The organism is Paractinoplanes tereljensis (assembly GCF_016862435.1).
In the GTDB taxonomy this organism is placed as follows: Bacteria; Actinomycetota; Actinomycetes; order Mycobacteriales; family Micromonosporaceae; genus Actinoplanes; species Actinoplanes tereljensis.
On record NZ_BOMY01000031.1, the window covers coordinates 64686 to 86032 of the forward strand.

19 protein-coding genes and 1 pseudogene are annotated in these 21347 nt (G+C 70.6%); 10 read left to right on the forward strand and 10 right to left on the reverse strand.

The window, feature by feature from the left end; genetic code table 11:
• Positions 1-25: 25 nt before the first annotated feature.
• Positions 26-631 (reverse strand): NAD(P)H:quinone oxidoreductase, encoded by a 606-nt coding sequence (gene wrbA / locus Ate02nite_RS21910; protein ID WP_203808447.1) that lies wholly within the window; start codon positions 629-631, stop codon positions 26-28.
• Positions 632-803: 172 nt separating this feature from the next.
• Between wrbA and Ate02nite_RS21915 the strand changes: the two genes are divergently transcribed.
• From Ate02nite_RS21915 to Ate02nite_RS21930, 4 genes are read left to right on the forward strand one after another with little or no spacing between them, the layout of a single operon-like run.
• Positions 804-1955, forward strand: coding sequence for a vWA domain-containing protein (locus tag Ate02nite_RS21915; RefSeq protein ID WP_203808449.1), 1152 nt, complete (start codon positions 804-806; stop codon positions 1953-1955).
• Between the two features lie 9 nt (positions 1956-1964).
• Entirely contained in the window at positions 1965-2921 is a 957-nt protein-coding gene (locus tag Ate02nite_RS21920) for a chemotaxis protein CheB (RefSeq protein ID WP_203808451.1), read from the forward strand.
• Positions 2922-2939: 18 nt separating this feature from the next.
• A complete protein-coding gene (locus Ate02nite_RS21925; protein WP_203808454.1) occupies positions 2940-4814 on the forward strand; it encodes a CheR family methyltransferase in 1875 nt (624 codons plus the stop codon).
• 20 nt (positions 4815-4834) lie between these two features.
• Complete coding sequence (locus Ate02nite_RS21930) at positions 4835-5569, forward strand: STAS domain-containing protein (protein ID WP_203808456.1); 735 nt, start codon at positions 4835-4837, stop codon at positions 5567-5569.
• Here Ate02nite_RS21930 and Ate02nite_RS21935 read toward each other — a convergent pair.
• A complete protein-coding gene (locus Ate02nite_RS21935; protein WP_203808458.1) occupies positions 5559-6662 on the reverse strand; it encodes a sigma-70 family RNA polymerase sigma factor in 1104 nt (367 codons plus the stop codon). The two genes, Ate02nite_RS21930 and Ate02nite_RS21935, sit on opposite strands and share 11 nt — an antisense overlap.
• A gap of 189 nt (positions 6663-6851) precedes the next feature.
• On the opposite strand from Ate02nite_RS21935, the gene Ate02nite_RS21940 reads away from it, so the two are divergent.
• The 4 genes from Ate02nite_RS21940 (at position 6852) to Ate02nite_RS21955 (ending at position 11620) form a co-directional block, all read left to right on the forward strand.
• Positions 6852-8819, forward strand: coding sequence for a SpoIIE family protein phosphatase (locus tag Ate02nite_RS21940; protein WP_203808460.1), 1968 nt, complete (start codon positions 6852-6854; stop codon positions 8817-8819).
• Positions 8816-9775 (forward strand): ATP-binding protein, encoded by a 960-nt coding sequence (locus Ate02nite_RS21945; protein ID WP_203808462.1) that lies wholly within the window; start codon positions 8816-8818, stop codon positions 9773-9775. The genes Ate02nite_RS21940 and Ate02nite_RS21945 overlap by 4 nt, the downstream gene beginning before the upstream one ends.
• A gap of 99 nt (positions 9776-9874) precedes the next feature.
• Positions 9875-11086 (forward strand): PP2C family protein-serine/threonine phosphatase, encoded by a 1212-nt coding sequence (locus tag Ate02nite_RS21950; protein ID WP_203808464.1) that lies wholly within the window; start codon positions 9875-9877, stop codon positions 11084-11086.
• Positions 11087-11128: 42 nt separating this feature from the next.
• Complete coding sequence (locus tag Ate02nite_RS21955; protein ID WP_203808466.1) at positions 11129-11620, forward strand: DUF6328 family protein; 492 nt, start codon at positions 11129-11131, stop codon at positions 11618-11620.
• Here the strand turns inward: Ate02nite_RS21955 and Ate02nite_RS21960 are convergent.
• The 3 genes from Ate02nite_RS21960 to Ate02nite_RS21970 all read right to left on the reverse strand — a co-directional run bounded on the left by Ate02nite_RS21960 (position 11617) and on the right by Ate02nite_RS21970 (position 14052).
• Positions 11617-12009 (reverse strand): hypothetical protein, encoded by a 393-nt coding sequence (locus Ate02nite_RS21960; RefSeq protein ID WP_203808468.1) that lies wholly within the window; start codon positions 12007-12009, stop codon positions 11617-11619. The genes Ate02nite_RS21955 and Ate02nite_RS21960 overlap by 4 nt on opposite strands.
• Positions 12010-12073: 64 nt before the next feature.
• Positions 12074-13756: an alpha/beta hydrolase gene (locus Ate02nite_RS48870; protein ID WP_239147583.1), complete on the reverse strand. Its 1683-nt coding sequence runs from the start codon at positions 13754-13756 to the stop codon at positions 12074-12076.
• Entirely contained in the window at positions 13753-14052 is a 300-nt protein-coding gene (locus Ate02nite_RS21970; RefSeq protein WP_203808470.1) for a hypothetical protein, read from the reverse strand. Before Ate02nite_RS21970 ends, Ate02nite_RS48870 begins: the two co-directional genes overlap by 4 nt.
• Before the next feature lie 219 nt (positions 14053-14271).
• Here Ate02nite_RS21970 and Ate02nite_RS21975 point away from each other — a divergent pair, with 219 nt between their 5' ends.
• Positions 14272-15714 carry a glycoside hydrolase family 19 protein gene (locus Ate02nite_RS21975; protein ID WP_203808472.1) on the forward strand — a complete coding sequence of 481 codons (1443 nt, stop codon included), beginning with the start codon at positions 14272-14274 and terminating at the stop codon, positions 15712-15714.
• Positions 15715-15725: 11 nt separating this feature from the next.
• Here the strand turns inward: Ate02nite_RS21975 and Ate02nite_RS21980 are convergent, their stop codons facing one another.
• Genes Ate02nite_RS21980 through Ate02nite_RS21990 form a run of 3 tightly spaced genes read right to left on the reverse strand, consistent with a single transcriptional unit; the run spans position 15726 to position 18702 of the window.
• Entirely contained in the window at positions 15726-17234 is a 1509-nt protein-coding gene (locus Ate02nite_RS21980; RefSeq protein WP_203808474.1) for a CotH kinase family protein, read from the reverse strand.
• Complete coding sequence (locus Ate02nite_RS21985) at positions 17231-17908, reverse strand: DUF4956 domain-containing protein (RefSeq protein WP_203808476.1); 678 nt, start codon at positions 17906-17908, stop codon at positions 17231-17233. The genes Ate02nite_RS21980 and Ate02nite_RS21985 overlap by 4 nt, the downstream gene beginning before the upstream one ends.
• A gap of 5 nt (positions 17909-17913) precedes the next feature.
• Positions 17914-18702, reverse strand: coding sequence for a polyphosphate polymerase domain-containing protein (locus tag Ate02nite_RS21990; protein ID WP_239147584.1), 789 nt, complete (start codon positions 18700-18702; stop codon positions 17914-17916).
• 161 nt (positions 18703-18863) lie between these two features.
• Here Ate02nite_RS21990 and Ate02nite_RS49480 point away from each other — a divergent pair.
• A pseudogene (locus Ate02nite_RS49480) lies at positions 18864-20033 on the forward strand (S8 family peptidase).
• On the opposite strand, the gene Ate02nite_RS22000 reads toward Ate02nite_RS49480, so the two are convergent.
• Together Ate02nite_RS22000 and Ate02nite_RS22005 are read right to left on the reverse strand one after the other, a co-directional pair.
• A complete protein-coding gene (locus Ate02nite_RS22000) occupies positions 20018-20695 on the reverse strand; it encodes a glycosyltransferase family 2 protein (RefSeq protein ID WP_203808480.1) in 678 nt (225 codons plus the stop codon). The pseudogene Ate02nite_RS49480 and the gene Ate02nite_RS22000 sit on opposite strands and share 16 nt — an antisense overlap.
• 9 nt (positions 20696-20704) lie before the next feature.
• The gene (locus tag Ate02nite_RS22005) at positions 20705-21292 is read right to left on the reverse strand and encodes an ElyC/SanA/YdcF family protein (protein ID WP_203808482.1); all 588 of its coding nucleotides are present in this window, start codon (positions 21290-21292) and stop codon (positions 20705-20707) included.
• Positions 21293-21347 lie beyond the last annotated feature (55 nt).

Here is a 21347-nt window from a genome sequence, read left to right on the forward strand (position 1 = left end):
CTATAGGCGCCTTATTTACGCCGCCTCAGGCGGTGAGTTTCCCGGCGATCGAGACCGCTCGTTCGGCCAGGTGGTCGAGGGCGGCGAACTCGGCGTCGCCCAGCGGGGCGTCGTTGGTGCCGCCGGTGACGTGCGAGACGCCGTACGGGTTGCCGTCGGAGAACTTCAGCGGGTCGGTGTAACCGGGGGCGACCACGATGCCGCCGAAGTGGTAGATCGTGTTGTACAGCGCCAGCAGCGTCGACTCCTGTCCGCCGTGCGCGGTCATCGACGCGGTGAAGCCGGCGTAGACCTTGTTGGCCAGCAGGCCCTGGGACCACTGCGGGCCGAGCGTGTCCAGGAACTGCTTCAGCTGGCTGGACACGTTGCCGTAGCGGGTCGGCGAGCCGAACAGCACCGCGTCGGCCCAGACCACGTCGTCGCCGGTGGCCTTCGGCTCGTTCTTGGTCGCGTCGAAGTGCTGGCTCCAGGCCGCGTTGGAGGCGATCGCCTCGGCCGGGGCCAGCTCGGCCACCTGCCGCAGGCGCACCTCGGCGCCGGCCTTCTCGCCGGCCTGCGTGATCCGCTGGGCCATCGCGTGCAGGGTGCCGGTCGACGAGTAGTAGATGACCGCGAGTTTCACCTGAGGCATGAGGTGTTCCTTCCAAGAGCCGCCACGTACGTACCCGCCTAATCTTGGGTGAAACGGTCGCCGCCGGTTCGCGCTTCGGGCGATCCCGAGGCATCTGATCTTCACATCGCGCCGCTAAGCTCGCGCCCGGCATGGTTAGGGTCTGTCCTGTCGATCACGTGGGAGCGGGAAGATGCGCATCGCGCGGATGGCGGCCGCGGTGGCCGCCGTCGCGGTGGTTCTGCTCGGCGGGAGCCCGGCCGCGGCCCTTCCCGGCATCACCACCTCGCCCGACGAGGTCTACGCGGCGGTCGGCGCCGACCTGATCCCGGCCGACTTCGTGTTCCTGGTCGACGTCTCGGCCTCGATGAACGCCGCCGCCTACGCCCGGGTGCGGGAGGGCCTGACCGGCTTCTTCGCGAGCCTGGCGCCGGTCGACCGGGTGACCCTCATCCCGTTCGCCGCGACCGCGACCGCGACGACCCACCCGGTCGAGCAGACCCCCGAGGAGTTGCTGGCCACGCTGCCGGCCCGGACCGGCGGGGCCCGGGCCGACGTCGGGGTGGCGCTGGCCGAGGCGGTGGAGACCCTCGCCGGCCGGCCGGACCCGGCCACCGTCGTCCTGCTGACCGCCGGTCGCGGAACCGCCGGCGACCTGCGCAAGGTGGCGAAAGCGGCGCGCAAGCTGAAGCAGCGGGTCGAGGCGTACGCGATCCCGGTCCTCGCCGGTCCCGACGCCGCCCTGCTGACCAAGGTCTGGCGGCAGGGCACGGTTCTGAACGGCGACCTGGGCACGGTGCTGGCCCAGCCGATGGACGGGTCCCGGGCGGCGAAGGCCCGCGGCGTCCTGTCCCGCGAGGTCAAGCGGCGGGTCCGGATCGTCTGGCCCAAGGTCGGCATCAACCAGGGCACCTCGGTCACCAACGTGCAGGTGAAGTCGCCGATGAACTACCTGCCGCTGACCCTGTCCGGGCTCACCGTCAGCAGCGACAACCCGGAGGTGCGGGTCAGCGTCCCGGCCGGTTCGATCGACCTGCCACCGGGCGCTACCGCGATCGTCCCGGTGACCGCGCACTGGGACGCCGGGCCGCGCAACATCCGGCCGCTCTACACGGTCAACGGCTTCACCAGCCTCGAACTGTCCGGGCAGGTGAGCTCGCCCTGGTCACCGGTGCTGAGCGGCGACCTCGACCTGCCGCTCGACTCGGCCTGGCCGCCCAATCCGGTCGACCGGGAACTGTCCGCCCAGCGCGGCAGCCTCTGGTACTGGCTGATGGGTCTCATTGTGGTGGTCACCGTGGTCGAGCTGGTTCGCGCCATCCCGCGACGGGGTAACCGGGCCTAGGCTTCCAGGATGGCGCATCGGGACGTGATCGTCGTCGGTGCCTCGGCTGGTGGGGTCGAGGCGCTGCGCGCGATGGTCGGCGGGCTGCCCGCCGATCTTCCGGCGTCGGTGCTGATCGTGCTGCACGTCCCGCGCGAGACCCCGAGCGCCCTGACCCGCATTCTCGACCGCGCCGGCCCGCTGCCGGTCCGGACGGCGTTCGACGGGGAACCGCTGGTGCCGGGCCGGATCTACGTGGCGCCGCCGGACCGGCACATGCTGGTGCTCGGCGACCGGGTCCGGATCAACAGCGGGCCGTCCGAGAACGGGCACCGGCCGGCGATCGACCCGCTGTTCCGCTCGGCCGCCCGGGCCGCCGGGACGCGGGTGATCGCGGTGGTGCTCTCCGGCAACCGCGACGACGGCGCGGTGGGCGCGGAGGCGGTGGCGGTGGCCGGCGGTGTGGTGGTGGTCCAGGAGCCCGGCGACGCGCTCAACGACTCGATGCCGCGGGCCGTCCTGAACCGCCTCGACCCCGATCACCTGGTCGGCGCGGCCGATCTCGGTGCCCTGCTCGTGCGGCTGACCGCGGTGACCGTTCCGGACCAGCCGGCCGTGCTGGACCACCCGCTGCTCGACATCGACAAGATCATCGACCCGCCCGCGGTGTACGGCTGCCCGTCGTGCGGTGGCGGCCTGTTCGAGTTGGAGATCTGGCCGCAGCCCGCCTACCGGTGCCGGATCGGCCACGCCTGGTCGCCGGAGAGCCTGCTCGAGGAGCAGGCGACGACCACCGAGGGTGCACTGTGGACGGCGTTGCGCGCCCTGGAGGAGAAGACCGCCCTCAGCCGGCGGCTCGCCGACCGGGAACGGGCCGGCAGTGGCGGCCGGTTCGCGCGGATGGCGGACGACGCCGAGGCCGGCGCCGGCCTGATTCGTGATCTGCTCGCGCGCATCGGTGGTTCCACCACCGAGCCGGAGGTGTGAGCGTTGTAGCGTGACGGGATGGACCGGGTGGACAGCCAGTTCGAGGCCCTTCTCCTGCACGTCAAGGAGCTTCGCGGCTTCGACTTCACCGGCTACAAGAGGTCGAGCCTGATGCGCCGGGTCGACCGGCGGATGAGTCAGGTCGGCATCACCGATTACGGGGAATACCAGGATTTCCTGGAGATGCACCCGGACGAGTTCACCGCGCTGTTCAACACCGTCCTGATCAACGTCACCGCGTTCTTCCGCGACCCCGAGGCCTGGGAATACCTGCGGGCCGAGGTGCTGGTGCCGATGATCGAGGCCAAGGCCCCGGGCGCACCGATCCGGGTGTGGAGTGCCGGGTGTGCGTCCGGCGAGGAGGCCTACACCCTGGCCATCCTGATCTGCGAGATCATCGGACCGGAGGCGTTCCGCGAACGGGTGAAGATCTATGCCACCGACGTCGACGAGGAACAGCTGGCCGAGGCCCGGCACGGCGCCTACGGGCAACGGTCGATCAGCGTTCTGCCGCCCGAGTTGCTGGAGCGCTACTTCGAGCAGTCCGGCAATCGGTATGTGTTTCGCAAGGACCTCCGGCGCTCGCTGATATTCGGTCGTAACGACCTCGTGCAGGACGCCCCGATTTCCCGGGTCGACGTGCTGACCTGCCGCAACACGTTGATGTACTTCAACGCCGAGACGCAGGCGCGGATGGTCGGCCGGTTCCATTTCGCCCTGCTCGACGGCGGTGCGTTCTTCCTCGGCAAGGCCGAGATGCTGCTCAGCCACTCCAACCTGTTCCTGCCCGAGGACCTGAAGCGGCGGGTCTTCCGCAAGGTGCCCCGGCTGACGGCGCCGACCGGATCGGCCCTCGTCGAACCGCCGTCGGTCCCCTTCCGCGGTCAGCTCACCAGCCTCGACCAGCTGCGCAACGCCGCCCTGCTGGGTAGCCCGGTGGCGCAGATCGTGATCACCGCCGGCGGCCTGGTCGCCTTCACCAACGGGAAGGCGAACGAGCTGTTCGGCCTGGCCGCCCTCGACGTGGGCCGCCCGTTCCAGGACCTGGACGTCTCCTACCGGCCGATCGAGCTGCGCAAACACATCGAGCAGGCACAGGCCGAACGGGCCGCCCGGCGGATCTCCGACGTCGAGTACAAGGGCGGCGGCGAGACGCTCTACCTCGACGTCCAGGTCAACCCGCTGTTCGACGCCGACGACGGCCTGCTCGGCGTCGCGCTGATCTTCCACGACGTGACCGCGTCCCGGCAGCTGCGGGCCGACCTGGAACTCGCCAACCGCGACCTGGAAGCGGCGTACGAGGAACTGCAGTCGACGAACGAGGAACTCGAGACGACGAACGAGGAGCTCCAGTCCACGGTCGAGGAGCTGGAGACCACCAACGAGGAACTCCAGTCGACGAACGAGGAACTGGAGACGATGAACGAGGAACTCCAGTCCACCAACGACGAGCTGCAGACGATAAACGAACAACTGCACCGCAGCGGCACCGAGCTGGACGAGGCCAACGCCTTCCTGGACGCGGTGCTGGCCGGGCTGCGGTCCGGCGTGGCCGTGGTCGATCGCGACCTGCGGGTCCTGGTCTGGAACCAGGAGGCGGAAAATCTGTGGGGGCTGCGCTCGGCCGAGGCGGTCGGCCGCCACCTGCTCAACCTTGACATCGGCCTGCCCGTCGACCGGCTGCGCCCGCTGGTCCGGCAGACCCTCGGCGGCGACCCGAACACCGACGAACTGCTGCTCGAGGCGGTCAACCGGCGCGGCCGGCCGATCACGGTGCGGGTCGCCTGCAGTCCACTGATGGGCTCGGACGAACCGGCCGGCGCCATCATCGCCATGGAAGCCGGGGAGTTTGCCCCGGGCCAGCCGGGGCATCCGCCGGTTCAACCGCAATAGCGGACGAGGGTGGAGATGTCATGACGGATCCGCTGAACTGGACGGTGCAGGAGGACGACGGCCATGCCGTGGTCACGGTGCGTGGGCACCTTGACCTCGCCGGTTCGCCCCGCCTGCGCACCGCCCTGTTGAAATGCCTGGCGGAGCAGCCGGACGCGTTGCTGGTCGAGCTGTCCGCCGCCGAGTTCGCCGACGACACGGTCTTCTCCCTGTTCACGGCGGTCACCCGGCAGGCCGCGCGCTGGCCGGGAACCCCGCTGCTGATCTGCGCCCCGGCGCCGGAGATCGCGGCGATGCTGGGTCGCGGGCGGTACGGCCGGATGCCGGTCTACGCGAGCGTCGCCGAGGGGCGTAGCGCGGTGGCCGACGGCCGGGTGGTCGTGCCCTCGATCAGCGATCAACTGCTCCCGATCGCCGGTGCCGTGCGACACGCCCGCAATATGGCCACCGAGGCGTGCCTGCGGTGGAACCTGCCCGAGCTGGTCGGCCCGGCCGCCCTGGTGACCAGCGAACTCGTGTCGAACGCGGTCGAGCACGCCGGAACCACGATCACCGTGGAGTTCAAGCGTCGCACCCGGCACCTGCACGTCATGGTGCGGGACGGTTCGACGGGCGAGCCGATTCCCCGTGACCCGGGGGCCGAGGCCATGCCTGGTCGCGGGCTGATGCTGGTGAGCAAGATCGCTCTGCAGTGGGGCTGGCTGCCGACCCGGGACGGCAAGGTGGTCTGGGCCGCGCTGGCGGTCACGCCGTGATCAGGGCCTTGAGGCCGGAGGCGGCGACGATCTGAGCGACGTACGGCTGGAGGCCGGTCACTCGTACCTCTATCTTCCGGATCCGGGCCGTCTCATGCAGGGTGACCAGGACCCCGATGCCGGCCGCGTCGAGCAGCGGGACCCCGGACAGGTCGAGCTCCAACCGGCCCATCCGGCCGCCGTCGCGGAGCGTGTCCAGCAGCTCGTCCCGCAGATGGCCCGCGTTGTCCCGGTCGAGCTCGCCGATCACCCGGCATTGGATCACGTCACCGCGGTAGGTCGTGGCCAGCGCGAGCCGGTGGTCGGTGTCGTCCAGCCCGGTCCACGGCAGCGGGGTGTCGCTCAGCATCGCCTGCCGCAACCAGGTCAGTGCCCGGGCCATCAGCCGGGAGACGTGCATCTGCGAGACACCCATCTCCTTGGCGATCTCCACCTGGCTGAGATCGCCGAAGAAGCGCAGGCCGAGGAGGCGGCGCTCGCGTTCCGGCAGCCGGGCGATCAGCCGTTCCGCGCTGGCCCGGTCCTCGACCAGGTCGATGTCCGGGTCGAGGACGCCGATCAACTCGCCGACCTCGACCCCGTCGTAGCCGTCGGCCTCGGCGTTCAGCGAGCCGGGCGCATAGGCCGCACCGGACAGCTGGGCGTCGGTCACCTCGGCCACCTCGAGGCCGAGATGCGCGGCGATCTCGGCGTCGGTGGGCCGGCGGGACAGCTCGGCGGTGAGGGCCGCGCGGGCCTGCCCCACGATCAGACTGAGGTTTTGCATCCGGCGGGGGACATGCACACCCCAGCCGTGGTTGCGGAAATGCCGTTTGATCTCGCCGGTGATGGTGACTATGGCGTACGCCGTGAAGGAGCCCCGCTCGGGATCGAAGCGGTTCACCGACTTCACCAGCCCCAGCCGCGCCACCTGCTCCAGGTCGTCGGCCGACTCGCCCCGGCCGCGGTAACGCCGGGACAGCCGGCGGGCGAACGGCAGCGCCAGTCCGACGAACTCGGCGCGGAGCCGCTCCTTCGCCCCGTCGTCGGCCTCCACGCAGGCGCGCGCGTAGTCGTCGGCGGCGCGGTCGAGATCCTCGAGCGGCACGAGCATGGCGCCCCTTTCCTCGTGAGCCCACTGCATTTTCGTTCACGGCCTGCCGCCATGCACGCAGGACCGCGAACAAAAAGCGCCATGTGTCACTCGTGCGCGACAGAAATTACCGGTGAGCCCGATGTATAGGTCGGTGATCGAGGGGTACCCGCCGCGCCAAGTGTGTTCTGGAGAGCAAACGGAGGACGGATGCCGGACCCCGCCGCGAACGCGTCGGACCGGCGCGTGGGTGAGCCCGATGTCGTCCGGGGCATTTTCGAGTCGATGCCGGTGATGCTGGTCGGCCTGACCGGGCCGGAGCACCGCATCGACGCGGTGAACGCGGCCTGCCGCACGGTGCTGGGCCGCGACGACTTCGCGGGACAGACCCTGCTCGAGGTCTTCCCCGAGATGATCGGCCAGCAGCTGTACGAGATCGCGGACCGGGTCTACCGGAGCGGCACGTCGCAGACGGCTCAGGGCTGGCGTGTCCAGATCGAACGGGAGCCGGGATCCGGCCGGCTCGACGACGTCTACGTCGACTTCACCGTCGCGCCCCGGCTCGGCCCGGACGGCACCGTCACCGGCCTGAACTTCGTCGGCGTGGACGCCACCGAGCGGGTGACCGAGCAGCAGCAGGCGCGCCGGGAGAGCACCGAGGCGGTCCTCCGCTACGAACAGGCCCGGGACGTGATCATCGCGCTGCAACGCCGGTTGCTGCCGCCCGGTCTTCCGGTACTGCCGTCGGTGCGGATCGCCGGCAGCTATCTGCTCGCCGACGACGAGCACGCGGCCGGCGGCGACTGGTTCGACGCGGTGCCGCTGGCCGGCGGCCGGGTCGCGCTGGTGGTCGGCGACGTGGTGGGCCACGGCGTGGCCGCCTCGGCCGCGATGGGGCAGCTGCGAGCCGTCCTGCAGGATCGGCTGGACGAGACCGGCGACGTGGTGACCGCGATCCGCGCGGCCGACCGGATGACCCGGCGGGTGCCCGGCGCGCACGCCGCTACCGTGTGCGTCGTCGTGGTCGACCCGGCCGACGGCACCCTGACCTACTGTTCGGCCGGGCATCCGCCGCCGCTGGTCGCCGGTCCCGAACAGGCGCGGTACCTCGCACCCTCCGGGACGGGCCCGCTCGGCACCGGCGCCGACTACGCGGTGGCCACCGACCGGCTCGCGCTCGGCGAGGTGGTTCTCCTCTACAGCGACGGCATCATCGAGCGGCCCGGACGGCCCCCGGCCGAGGCCACCGTGGAACTGTCCCAGGTGGTCGCCGACGTCGTCGCCGGTCGTGGCCTGGACCCGGCCGGGCGGCCGGCCGCCGAGCGCGCCTGTACGCACACCCTGGAACTGCTGGTGCGCCAGACCGGGCACACCGACGACATCACCCTGCTCGCCGCCCAGCGCAGTACGCCGCCGTCCCCGCTGTGGATGCGGCTGCCGGGCGACACCGCCCTGGTCCAGGCCGCCCGGGACGCGCTGGTCCGGTGGCTGCGGGATGCCGGAGCCGGCCCGGACGACATGATCGCGCTCGCACACGCCGTCGTCGAGCTGGTCACCAACGCGGCCGAGCACAGCCATCCGGACGACGCCGACGGCACGGTCACCGTCACCGCCGAACTGGGGGAGTGCGGCGAGGTGCTGATCCGGGTCGTCGACGACGGGCACTGGCGGCACCGGGACCGGCCCGGCGACGGGTTCCGGCACGACCGCGGCCTCGGGCTCGCCATGGCCACCCGGCTGGCCGACCACGTGGAGATCGAATCCGGCGAGCACGGCACCACCGCGACCGTCCGGCACCGGCTCACCCGGCCGGCCGCCCTGCTGACCAGTGAGCAGATCACCCACGGTCTGACCCCGGCCCCGGCCCCGGCCGAGCGGCCCGAGCTGATGGTGATCGTCGACCAGCCGCATGTGGACGGCAGCCGCGTCGCGATCCACGGCCCGCTGGACGGCACCAGCGCCCAGCACCTTGACGGCGAGCTCAACCTGATCACCCTGGGCGGCACCCACGAGCTGGAGGTCGACCTCACCGGGGTGACCCACCTGGCCAGTGTCGCGGTGGCGGTCCTGCACCGGATGCCCGGCCTGCGGCTCTACGCCCCGGCCGGCAGCGTCGCCCAGCAGATCATGAGCCTGGTCGACCTGCCGCACGTCACGTCGTGGTTGCCCGGGCCGTGAGCCGGCACCTGGCTCTGTTCTACCGTGACGATCGGGACCTGCTCGACCGGATCGTTGTCCTGCTCGGCTCCCGGCCGGCCGTGCTCGTCTGTGGAACCGGCCGGGCCGCCGCGCTCGGCGACCGGGCGCTGGCTCTCTCACCCCGCGTCGACATTCACCGGCGCCCGGCCGCAGCGCTCGCCGTCCATGACCGGCTCGCCGCCCGGTACCCGGATGCGGTCGTCATCACCGAGCCCGAGACCGGTTCCGGGCCGGCCGACTGGCTGCGCGCGGCCCGGCACGAGGCGGCGGCCAACCTGAGCGACACTCCGGGCGACCTCGTCTGTCTCTATCGGGCCGACGCCCCCGAGCCGCTCCGAACAGCCGTAATAGCGACGCATCCGCACCTGGTCACCCCGGACGGAGTGGCGGTCAACCCCGGCTACACCGAACCGGCGACGACGCTCCGCCGGCTGGAAGCGATCACCCCCGTCCCGCCGCCGGCGGCCGCACCGGGCCTGACCGTGGCCGACTCCACCCGGATCGAGGATCTCGGCCCGATCCGGCGGCAGGTCACCGAGCACCTCGCCGAGGTGCCGACGCTGGTCCGCACCGACTTCGTCGCCGCCGTCAACGAGGTGCTCACCAACGCGTATCTGCACGGCCGGCCGCCGCTGCGGCTCGTGCTGTGGGCCGGCGCCGACCGGATCGAATGCCGGATCACCGACCACGGGCCCGGCCACGACGATCCCACCGCCGGCTACCGGCCGTACGACTCGGCCACCCGGACCGGCCTGGGCCTGTGGCTGGCCCGGCAGACCTGCGACGACCTGGACATGTGGCACGGCGACGGGTTGTTCACCGTCCGGCTCGTCACCACCCTCCGGATCGCCGGCGATCTCCGGCACGCCGGCGCGGTGGCCCGGGCGGAGATCGCCCAGGCCCGCGTCGACCTGTTTCTCCGGCGCCTGCCATGACATCGGGCGTCCGCCACGCGGGGGATTGCGCCGGAACCGAGGAGGATGTGCACAATCTCCGACGGCCGAATCATGACGATGCTTGAGTAGGTTGAGCGCATGGGCGTCGACAGCATCCACAACGACGAGCGACTGCGCCGCCTCGAGGCGGTCACCGACGCCACCCTGTCCCGCCTGGACGCCTCCGATCTGCTCGACGAACTCCTCGACCGGGTGCGCGATCTGCTGGCCGCCGACACCGCCGCGATCCTGCTGCTCGACCCGCATTCGCGGCAGCTGGTCGCGACCGCGGCCAAGGGGCTCGAGGAGGAGGTGCGGCGGGGCGTCCGGGTCGCGGTCGGCCGGGGCTTCGCCGGGCGGGTGGCCGAGACCGGCAGCCCGCTGATCCTCACCGACTTCACCGCCGACGACGTGGTCAACCCGATCCTCGTCGAGATGGGCCTCCGGTCGCTGCTCGGGGTGCCGATCCTGGCGGCCGGCGAGGTGCTCGGGGTGCTGCACGTCGGCTCGCTGCGGCCACGCACCTTCACCACCGACGACGTGCGGCTGCTGGAGCTGGCCGCCGACCGGGCCGGGCTGGCCGGGCAGATCCGCAACCAGAAACTGGAGCTGGCCACCGCCCTGGCGCTGCAGCGCAGCCTGCTGCCGAGCGTCCTGCCCGAGGTGCCCGGCATCGAGCTGGCCGCCCGCTACGTTCCCGGGCACGCGTTCGACGTCGGCGGCGACTGGTACGACGTGTTCACCCTGCCGACCGGCTGGGTGGGAGTGGTGATCGGCGACGTCTCCGGGCACGGCCTGGCGTCGGCGGTGGTGATGGGGCGCATCCGCAGCGCGCTACGGGCGTACGCCCTGATCACCGACGATCCGGCCGAGGCACTGACGCTGCTGGACCGCAAGGTCCGGCATTTCGAGGCCGGCAACCTCACCACCGCGCAGTACGCGATGATCTCGCCCGACCGCTCGGTCGTGCGCATCTCCACCGCCGGTCACCCGCCCCCGGTGCTGGCCGTGCCGGGCGGGGCCGCAGTGGTGACCGTGCTGCCCGCCGACCCGCCGCTGGGTGTCGGCGACAACCGGCGGGGGCGGCACACCACGACCATCGAGCTCCTGCCGGGTGCGGTGCTGACGTTTTACACCGACGGTCTGATCGAGCGGCGCGGTGAGCTCATCGACCTCGGCCTCGGCCGGCTCACCGACGCGGTGTGCATCGATCCGCCGGACGAACTCTGCGCGAAGATCATGGGCACGGTCGGGCTGGACGAGCCGACCGACGACGTAGCGCTGCTCGTCGTACGCCGCAAGCTGTTTTGATGGCTGTTTCAGCAGCCCTCGATCCGGAAAACATGAAACGCCATGGCCCCTGAGAAGCAACACCTGGACCACGAGAACGAGAAACACCGCTGGGACCGGAACTTCGCCGATCTGCTTCAGGAGCTGCGGGTCACCCAGACCGGCATCCAGATTCTCTTCGCGTTCCTGCTGACTCTGCCGTTCAGCAGCGGTTTTCCGCGCACCACAGCGTTCCAGAAAGACGTCTACATCGTGGCGCTCCTGGCCGCGGCCGTCTCCACCGCGATGGTCATCTCGCCGGTCGCGTTCCACCGGGCGCTGTTCCGCCAGGGCCGCAAGCCGGAACTGGTCCGGTACGCGCACCGGATGCTCACCGGCGGGCTGGCCTTCCTGCTGATCTCGATGGTCTCCAGCGTCTTCCTGATCATCGACTTCCTGCTCAGCCGGAGCATGGCGTTCCTGCTCGGCGGGGTGATGGCGGCGGTTTTCCTGCTGTTCTGGGCGGCCATCCCGTGGTACCGGCACAACTGGATCGACGAGGACGAGGAGTCCTAGGCGGGGCGGCCGTAACAGGGGGAGTAGACCAGCAGGGCGAGGGCGCTCGGCGGCACGGTGCTCTCCAGGTCGACCCGGAACTCGTCCGGAGTGGTGGCGGCCAGGATCGCGGCCGAGCCGACGGTGCGGTCGTCGGTGATCGTCCAGCCGGCCGCCTTCCACTGGTCGCGCAGCTTGGCCGCGGTCGCGACGTGCTCGGCCGCCGGCAGCGCGATCTGGTATCCACCCTGGATGAAGTAGACCTCGTCGCCGCCGCTCTCGCCGCGCTTGCCGGTGCAGGGCGCGTCGTTCAGGGCCGGGTTGGTCAGGGCCCCGCCGATCTGGCCGGCGATGCCCTCGGCCTTGGCCTGCACCACCGCCTTGGCGTCGTCGATGCTCTTGGTCTCCACGTCGTCCTTCCCTCCGTCACACCCGGCCACCGTCAACGCCGCTACCAGCAGTAGCGCAAGCCCGTCACGGAACGACGTCCGGCGGCGGCGAGCCGTGCACGGTCGAGGCCCGGCTGTACTGGCCGGCCAGGATCCTGCCCTGGTTCTTGACGCTCTCACTGTTGGGCTCCCAGTAGTGGGTGTGTCCGGAGGTGTCGACGGTGTACTGATTGGCGCCGAACTCCGGCTCGTGCGGGCTGATGTCGTGCCCGTCGTCGTAAGCGTTGCCGATGAACGGCCCGACGATCGGCACGAACTGCGTGTACTTCGTGACGTTGCTGGTCTCCGACACCGGGTCGTTGCCGGCCGACCCGGCCCACACGTGCCGCGGGTCGGCCATCAGGTGACTCGCGCTGTCGGTGTGCATGCCCGGACTGCCCTGCACCATGATGTCGTCCACCGGCAGACGCCCGGTCAGGGCCGCCTCGGCGACCACCGTCGAACCGTACGAGTGGCCCATCGCGACCAGGTGCGACGGCCCGCTGTCGTGGGTGGCCCGGACGCCCTCCATGAAGTTCAGGTAGGACGGCCCGCCCTGCTCGGACCGGCCCTCGCCGGCCACCGAGAAGTTGTTCAGGTCTGGGGCGTCGTAGCCCAGCCAGTACACCGTGGAGATGTCGCCGTCCGCCAGGGTGAGCTGGTCGGCGGCGTTGTTGACGGTGACCATCCGCTTGACGTTGTCGACCGTGTTACCGGCCATCGTGGTGCCCAGCCCCGGCACCCACACGCCGGTGTGCCGCGCGGTGTCCGGGTCACCCACCGCGATCACCACCCGCCCGTCGCCCGAGCCGTCCACCCCGAGCAGCAGCCCCTTCGCGCCGAGCCCCGACAACGCCTTGTCCACCTCGGCCAGCTTGTCCAGCTGGGACTGGGCGGCGTTCATCGCCTGGGTCTCGCGCTGGATCTCGAGCTGGTTGCGCGGATCGTTGATCAGCAGGTCGGCCAGGCGGCGGGCATGCGCGTCGGCCTCGCCCCGCAACGCGTTCATCCGCGTGGTCAGCACCAGGCGGTTGGCCGTGTCCCGGTCGCTCGACGGCACCCCGTCGAGCCACCCGACCAGCTCCGGGAAATCCCGGATGGCCTGCTCCTGCTGCTCCGGCGTGAGCGTGCGCCACCAGCCGTTGACCTCTTTCGGCGTACGCCCCTGCTGGTCACGCAGCGTCGCCTCGGTGACCGGCGGAAGACCCAGCGTGCCGAAGCCGGTCGTCGCGTCCGGCAGGTTGACGCTTATCGCGTTGGCCGTGCTCGCGTCCGACTCGGCGGCCTGCGCCAGGATCGCCTGGAATTCGTTCACGTAGGCCGAGATCTGCTGCGCGACGATCTGCGGCTCGGTGAACATGCGGGCGGGCGCGGTGACCGTACCGGTAGTGACATCGACCGAGAATCCGCGCCCGGACGCCTCCGCGGCGAGGCCCTGCAGGCGGCCTTGCAGGCCGCGCAGGGTGTCGGCATGCAACCGCAGGGCGTCACCGATGCGCCGGCACGGAGGGTACGCGTTACTGGCCTCCGAACGCAGAGCGTGACTGCGCGCCGCCGCAGCCTCGGCCGCCGGCCCGTCCGGCCACACGTGCTCGAGGTCGCGGCTGACCCGGATGAGCTGCTCGCAGGCATCGTCGATGCCGTTGGCCATCCGCAGCCACCCGTCGGCCCGGCGGCCGATCGCCGCGGTGTCGACATCGAAGAGCATCCGCAGCGTGACCACGCTCATCGCGGCGGTTGCCGCACGCCGCCAAGCCGATCGGCCGCGGCCTGGTCACTGCCCTGCAACGCCCGTGCCGACGCGGTCAGCCCATCGCCGAACGTGCGGACCTGTCCCGCGAGGTTGCCGGTGAAGACCTGCCAGGCCGCTGCGGCCTGCCGCAGCGCGGCATCGGTAGCCCAGCCGTCCGATCCGGCCGCCGGCGGCAGATCCGATTCACTTGCGGTGTACGCCGTGCGAAAACCGTCGGACGCCGCCGTGACAGCCCCGCCCACGGTGACCAGTCCCGGTAGGTCGACCTCCACGTAAAGCCCCCCGTAAATGCCTCAACGTGTCCAGCACGGTACAACACGTGAGCCGTACGGGTGGGGGTCGTGTCGAAGCGACCGAACCCCGATGGGATCGGCGGACTGTCCGGAAATGCGGGCCACGCGGTCCTAAGTCCGTTTTAGCCATTTCGGTAGGCCCGTCGCTTTGCTTTGGTTGCTCTCGGTAAACCATTCCATCCCCTCCCGAGGAGCAACATGTTTCGCATTCGGGCCACAGTGCTGGGTCTGGCGCTGGTCGCCGGCTCGGCCGGGGCCGTCCCGCTGTCGATGTCGCCGGCGGCCGCCGCCGACGTCACCACCCACAAACCACCGGTCGGCGTCGCCGCCACCAGATCCGGCCTCGGCTACTGGATCGCCGCCGCGGACGGCGGTGTCTTCACCTTCGGCGACGCCAAGTTCTTCGGCTCGATGGGCGGCAAGTCGCTCAACGCGCCGGTGACCGCCATCGCGGCCACGCCATCCGGCCAGGGCTACTGGCTCACCGCCACCGACGGAGGCGTGTTCGCGTTCGGTGATGCCGCGGCCAAGGGCTCGATGGGTGGTAAGCCGCTCAACGCGCCGGTCCGCGGCATCGCCGCGACGCCGAGCGGCCAGGGCTACTGGCTCGTCGCCGGCGACGGCGGAATCTTCGCGTTCGGCGACGCCAAGTTCTTCGGCTCGATGGGCGGTAAGCCGCTCAACGCCCCGGTGGCCGGGATCGCCGCCACCCCGACCGGCCTGGGTTATTGGCTGGTCGCCGCGGACGGCGGCGTTTTCGCGTACGGGGACGCCAAGTTCTTCGGGTCGATGGGCGGCAAGGCGCTCAACGCCCCGGTCGTGGCGATCACCGGTACGCCGAGCGGTCAGGGCTACCGGCTGGTGGCCGCCGACGGCGGGATCTTCGCGTACGGGGATGCCAAGTTCTTCGGCTCGATGGGCGGGCAGCGCCTGGCCAGGCCGGTGCTGGGGATGGCCGCGATCCGCAACGACGGCTACCTGATGATCGCCGGCGACGGTGGGCTGTTCGCGTTCGGTTCGGCCACCTACGCCGGGCGGGTCACCTACTCCGGCGATGTCGGCAGCACCCTGCCCGCCGACGCCGCGGTCACGCCCGCGCTGCTCAAGGAGGCGCTCGGGATCAGCCCGACGGCCGCCGTCACCGACGGCCTGCCGTCGCTGAACGCCGCGATGCGCCGCGGCAACATCAACAGCCCGGCCCGGGTAGCGGCGTTCCTCGCCACGCTCAAGGTGGAGAGTGGCGTCCAGTACGGCCGGCTCGAGATCGGCTGCGGCCCGAAGATGAAGTACTACCCGTACTGCGGCCGCGGCTACATCCAGCTGACCTGGGACTACAACTATCGGGCGGTCGGCACCTACCTGCAGCACGACTTCCTCAGCCGCCCCGATGACGCTCGATCGGCCGCCTACAGCGCCGACATCGCGCGCTGGTACTGGACGGTGACGCACGATCTCAACACGCCGGCCGACCGGCTTCAGATGGGCAAGGTGACCAAGGTGGTCAACGGTTCCGGAGCCAGCGACGCCACCAAGACGGCCCGCTGCACCGACTTCAAGAACGTGCTCACCTACTACCGGAACCACGGCGGGTATGCCGCTGACCTGAACGCGGTGGACTGTTACGACCGCCCGAAGAGCTGACCGACCGGCCGTCATCGGCCGGTGGTGATGACCTCGTTGGTGGCCAGGAACTGGGTGCGTTCGCGGAGGAACGTGCGCAAGGTGTCGGCCTCGGCGGCGACTGCTGCGGGGTCGGCACCGTCCACGGTGGTGATCACCTTGGTGATGGTGTCGACGGCGTTCAGGGCGGCGGCGCCGGCGTAGATCTTGCGGTACAGCTCGCGGTAGGCGTCGTCGTATGCCTGTTTGAAGGCCGCGGAGGCGAGGAAGCGTTCCTTGAGCTTGTTGCCGCCCATCCCGCGGAAGCCTCCGCCGGCCTGGTTTCCGGCGTCCCGGGGTGGCTGCATTCCCTCCGGCAGCTGCATGCCGCCGGGCTGGCCGCCCTCCGCGCCGCCCGGGAATCCGCCGCCGCCCGGGAATCCGCCGCCGCCCATGCTTGCGGTGGTGTTCGGGTCCTGGGTGGCGTCGCCGGAGAGGGCGAGGTTGTAGTCCCAGCCGATCACCGCGAACTTGCGGGTGCGCAGGTCGTACCAGAGGTAGTAGTTGCGGCCGGGGCCGGCCATGTCGTCGAAGTTGACAAGCAGGTTCTGGGTCGCCACGTAGCGGGCGAAGGACGCGACGTCGACGTGGTCGGCCAGGTGCTTGTCGAAGTCGGCGTCGCTGCTGCCGTTGACCCATTTGATCAGGTCGATCACCGGCTGGAGGTCCTGGCTGCCCTTCAGGTTGATCTGTTTGAAGTCGTCGGCGTAGTCGGTGGGGTCGTCGCCCTGGTCGGTGAACTGGCTGGTGGCCATGCTCTTGTAGAGCACGCCGTCGCCGTCCATCGAGTCGGCGAAGTTCTCGTCGGGGTGCTCGACGATCAGCCGGGCGGTGGCCGGGCGGTCGTTGACGGTGAAGCTGCTGTACGCGTACCGCTGGATCGGCTCGCCCGCCGCGGCCAGCACGTTGAGGGTGACCGCCTCGTTCAGGACGCTCGCCCCGCCGCCCATGCCACCGACCCGCACCGCGATCTCGCGGTGGCCCTGGTAGCGGCGGCCCTCGACGAACTCGTCGAACCGGATCAGCCAGGGCAGCTTCTCCGGCTCCTCAGCCTTGAGTGAAGAGCGGCCGCCGCCAAAGCCGCCACGGCCTCCTCCGAAACCGCTTTGGCGGGACTGGCCGTTGCGGGTGATGCCCTGCAGGGTTGAGTTGCCCTTCAGGCGGATGCCGACGCTGGGCACCGTGGTCCCGTCGACGGTCAGGTCGGCTTCCAGGAAGTCCTTCTCGCCGTCCTTCCAGAACGAGTCCAGCAGGCGCTCGTAGTCGGCGTCGCGGAAGGTCAGCCGGATGCTGTGCGCGCGGGTCGCGTCGAACAGGTCGGTGGTGCCGGCCAGGTTGACCGTCACCTCGTCGCCGCCCCGGTTGCCGGAACTGGTGACCAGCGGCGTGACCCGGACGGTGCTGAACAGGACGGCCAGCGCGAGCAGCACCGCGGCGCAGGTGGCCAGCAGCTTCCAGTAGTGCCGGACCCGCACCGGGATGCGGTGCTTGAGTGCGGTCATAGGTCGGCCTGGTCGTAGCCGGTCAGGACGGTGACCCGCTGCCCGCCGGTGCGCTCACCCAGCGCCGCGATCAGCGTGCCGGGCTCGGTGCCCTTCTTGAGCCGGACGGTGTAGGTGAGTTCGGTGAGCGCGCCGCCGCGGATGGATTCCATGCTGACCAGCTCGAACTCACTGGTGTGCGCGATGAGCACGTCCTGGACGTTCTCGGTGTAGTTGCCGTCCGGCGGGATCTGCACCTTGACCACCTGCCGCTGCACGCTCGCGGCGAACCAGTTGAACCGGAACATCACCACGATGACCAGGCTGATCACGACGGCCGCGACGATCGCGAGGGTGTAGAACCGGGTGCCGGTGGCCATCCCGACGCCCATCACCAGGAAGATGAACCCGACGTCGCGGGTCTCCTTGATCGCGTTCCGGAAGCGGACCACGGACAGCGCGCCGACCAGGGCGAAGGCGCGGGCGATGTTGGACCCGACGACCAGCATGATCAGCGAGATCAGCATGCCCAGGATGACAAGCGTCTGCACGTAGGACTGGCTGTAGGACACGTTGCGGTGGGTGAACCGGTAGACCCAGGCGATCATCGCGCTGAGCACGAACGACAGCGACAGCGCGATCGCGATGTCGGCGACGCTGAACGTGCCGGAGAGGTCCTGTACGTCGAAAGGCATGCTGCTCAGACCTCGCTGAAGTCGGTATCCGGAAGGTGGAAGATCGAGCGCGGGGCGCGGCCGAACGCCTCGACGCTCTGGCAGTACTTGGAGACCCGGACCACCGACATGTTCATCCGGGCGGCCAGGTCGGTGAGCCAGTACGGCACCCGGTCGTTGGCCTTGAACTCGACCACCGACAGCCGGGCCGGCACGACCAGCCGGTTGTCCGCGTCGGCGGCGAAGTCGAAGTCCCGGTCCCGGCCGCGGATCCGGTGGTCCATGGTGACCCGCAGGCCCAGGTCGGCGTCCCGGCCGACGTACGCCTCGCGCTGGTAACCGGTCATCGTGACCGGCCGCAGGTCGAGCCGGGTGATCAGTTCGAGGACCTCTTCGAGGAACGGTTCGGCCTCGACCAGGACCCGCCGGTCGCACAGTTCGCGGGCCTGCGCGTAGGGCAGCGCGACCCGCCGTTTCTGGGTGACCCGGTTGACCCGCTGCTTGATCTCGACGTGCACGGTGGTGTCGTCACCGACGCTGAACCGGTCGCCGTAGTGCCGGATCCGCAGCTTGCGCCGGAACCGCAGGCCCTCGATCTTCTCCCAGTAGAAGCGCAGGTCCCGGGTGTCGTAATAGGTGCTCCACACGCCGTAGCCGCCGTCGGTGGAGTAGCTGTCGGCGTCCAGCCGGGCGGCCAGTTCGGCCCGCAGCTCCGGAACCTGCTCGCTCGGCAGCAGGTACTTGATCTCGTACCGGTTGAACGAGTGCAGCCGGCTCGGCGCCCGCAGCGCATGCCCGACGACATCCGAAGTCACGGGATCAACACGGCGGCGGAAGGGCAGGCGCATCAGGAGTGTCTATCTATGCGACCTCAAAGCCAGCTGGGAAACACCAAATGAACGCCAGGTGTACGCGGGTAGCGCCAAGACATAGATGACTGTCTAATCAGGGGACGATGCATAGGAGGAGAGCGAAGATGACCCTACGACTCCCCGTCCGGCGGATCGTCGCCGTCGGCCTGTTCGCAGCACTCGTGACCACCTTGGCCGGCACCCCGGTGTCGGCCGCACCGACCGGCGAGATCCGCTACGCCGGTAGCCCCACCGCTATCGCGGGCAGCTACCTGGTCGTCCTGAAGGGCAGCAGCACGGTGGCCAAGGCCGGCCTGTCCGGCGTCACCGTCACCGAGCGGTACGGCGCCGCGCTCAACGGTTTCGCCGCCAAGATGAGCGAGTCGGCCGCCAAGCGGCTCGCCGCCGACCCGGCCGTCGCCTACGTCGAGCAGGACCAGGTGTGGACGGTCGCCGCCACGCAGACCAACGCCACCTGGGGCCTGGACCGGATCGACCAGCGTGCGCTGCCGCTCAGCACCACCTACACCTATCCGCGCACCGGGACCGGGGTGCGGGCACCGGCATCCTGACCACCCACACCCAGTTCGGCGGGCGGGCCAGCAGCGGTTACGACTTCGTCGACAACGACTCCAACGCCACCGACTGCAACGGGCACGGCACCCACGTGGCCGGCACGGTCGGCGGTTCGACGTACGGCGTGGCCAAGGACGTGACCCTGATCGGCGTGCGGGTGCTCAACTGCTCGGGCAGCGGCACCACGGCCGGCGTCGTCTCCGGCATCAACTGGGTGACCAGCAACGCCGATCAAGCCGGCGGTGGCGAACATGAGCCTCGGCGGCGGCGCCAGCACCACCATCGACAACGCGGTGCGGTCGTCGATCACCTCGGGCGTCACCTACGGCGTGGCCGCCGGCAACGGCAACGCCCTCGGCGTGCGGCAGAACGCCTGCAACTACTCACCGGCCCGGGTGACCACGGCCATCACGGTCGGCGCCACCCAGCGGACCGACGCGGCGGCGAGCTTCTCCAACTACGGCACCTGCGTCGACATCCTCGCGCCGGGCGTCAGCATCACCTCCGCCTGGTACTCGAGCACCAGCGCCACCAACACCATCAGCGGTACGTCGATGGCCACCCCGCACGTGGTCGGCGTGGCCGCGCTCGTGCTGCAGGCCAACCCCACCTACACCCCGGCCCAGGTCGCCTCGTACCTGACCACCAACGCCACCCCGAACGTGGTGACCAACGCCGGCACCGGAACTCCCAACCGGCTGCTCTACGTCGTGAACTGACCGGCGGCGTGCCGCATCAGCGAGCCGACCACCCGGACCGAGTCGGTGACGCCGCCGAAGTGCGAGGCGGCGTTGCCGTCCAGGTAGGTTGCGGGAATCGGCACCTCGCGGATGCGGCACCCCGCGCCGGCCAGCGCGAGCAGCGCGTTCATCTCGTACTCGAAGCGCTCGCCCGGCACGTCCACAAGACGTTTCAAAAGCCCATAGGGGTACGCCCGGAGCCCGGTCTGGGTGTCCGAGACCGACTGGCCGGTCACCGCCCGGAACAGTCGCGCGATGACCACGTTGCCGACCCGGCTGCGCAGCGGCATCTGATCCAGCGGACGCACCCCGAGCACGAGCTCCCCGCGCCCGGCCCGGTCGGCCACCGCCCGCACGTCGGCGACCCGGTGCTGGCCGTCGCCGTCCGCCGTCACCACGTCGTGTTCCGGGAACTTCTGGGCGCAGTAGCGGAAGCCGGTCTTGAGGGCCTCGCCCTTGCCGCGGTTGGTGAAACAGCGCAGCACCGGGCAGCCGAGCGCGGCGGCCGCGTCGAGCACCGGCGCCGCCGCCGGTCCGCTGCCGTCGTCCACGATCACCACCGTCGCCTCCGCGCGGCGCAGGTCCGCCACCAGGGTCAGCAGCTGGGGGCCGGGCCGGTACACCGGGAGCAAGACGAGCATGGCTTGCGGTTACCCACTGGCGGACCGTCTCAATAGGGCAACCAGGAGGCGTTCCCTCCGGAGGAGTACATCGCCGCGCCGGGCGCCCAGGAGACCGAACCGGGCCGCCAGCAGCGCGGGCCGGTCGTCGTGCACCTCGCCGCCGGTGGCCGGCACGTCGAGCAGCGCGTCGCCGCGCAGGCCGAGCACCTTGCCGGCCAGGAACCGCACCCGCGGCAGGTGCCAGTCGTGGGTGACCAGGCCGAGCGGGCGGGACGGGCCGAACGCGTACCCGTGCAGTAGTTGATCTTCCGCGGTGCGCAGGAAGTTCTCCAGGGTGCTCCGCGAGCGGGTCTCGGCGTACACGTCGGCATGCGCCTCCAGGCCGGCGGCCTGCCGCATCAGATCACCCTCGCGGAAGCCGTCCGGCGGCGGCGCGGCGCCGGTGCCGGCCTCCGGCCAGCCGCCGCTGAAGATGACCCGGGGGCGGTGCGGTGCGTGGGCGAGCACGTAGTCCCGGGCGGCCCGGACCCGCGCGGCGCCGGCCGGGGTCAGCTCCCACCCGCCGTGGCGGAAGCGCACGCCGCGGCCGAACACGAGAAGAACGTCGGCAGTCACGTTTCAAGTGTGACCGTGGCCACCGACGGGCATCCGGCGGTCACCGAACGGCATG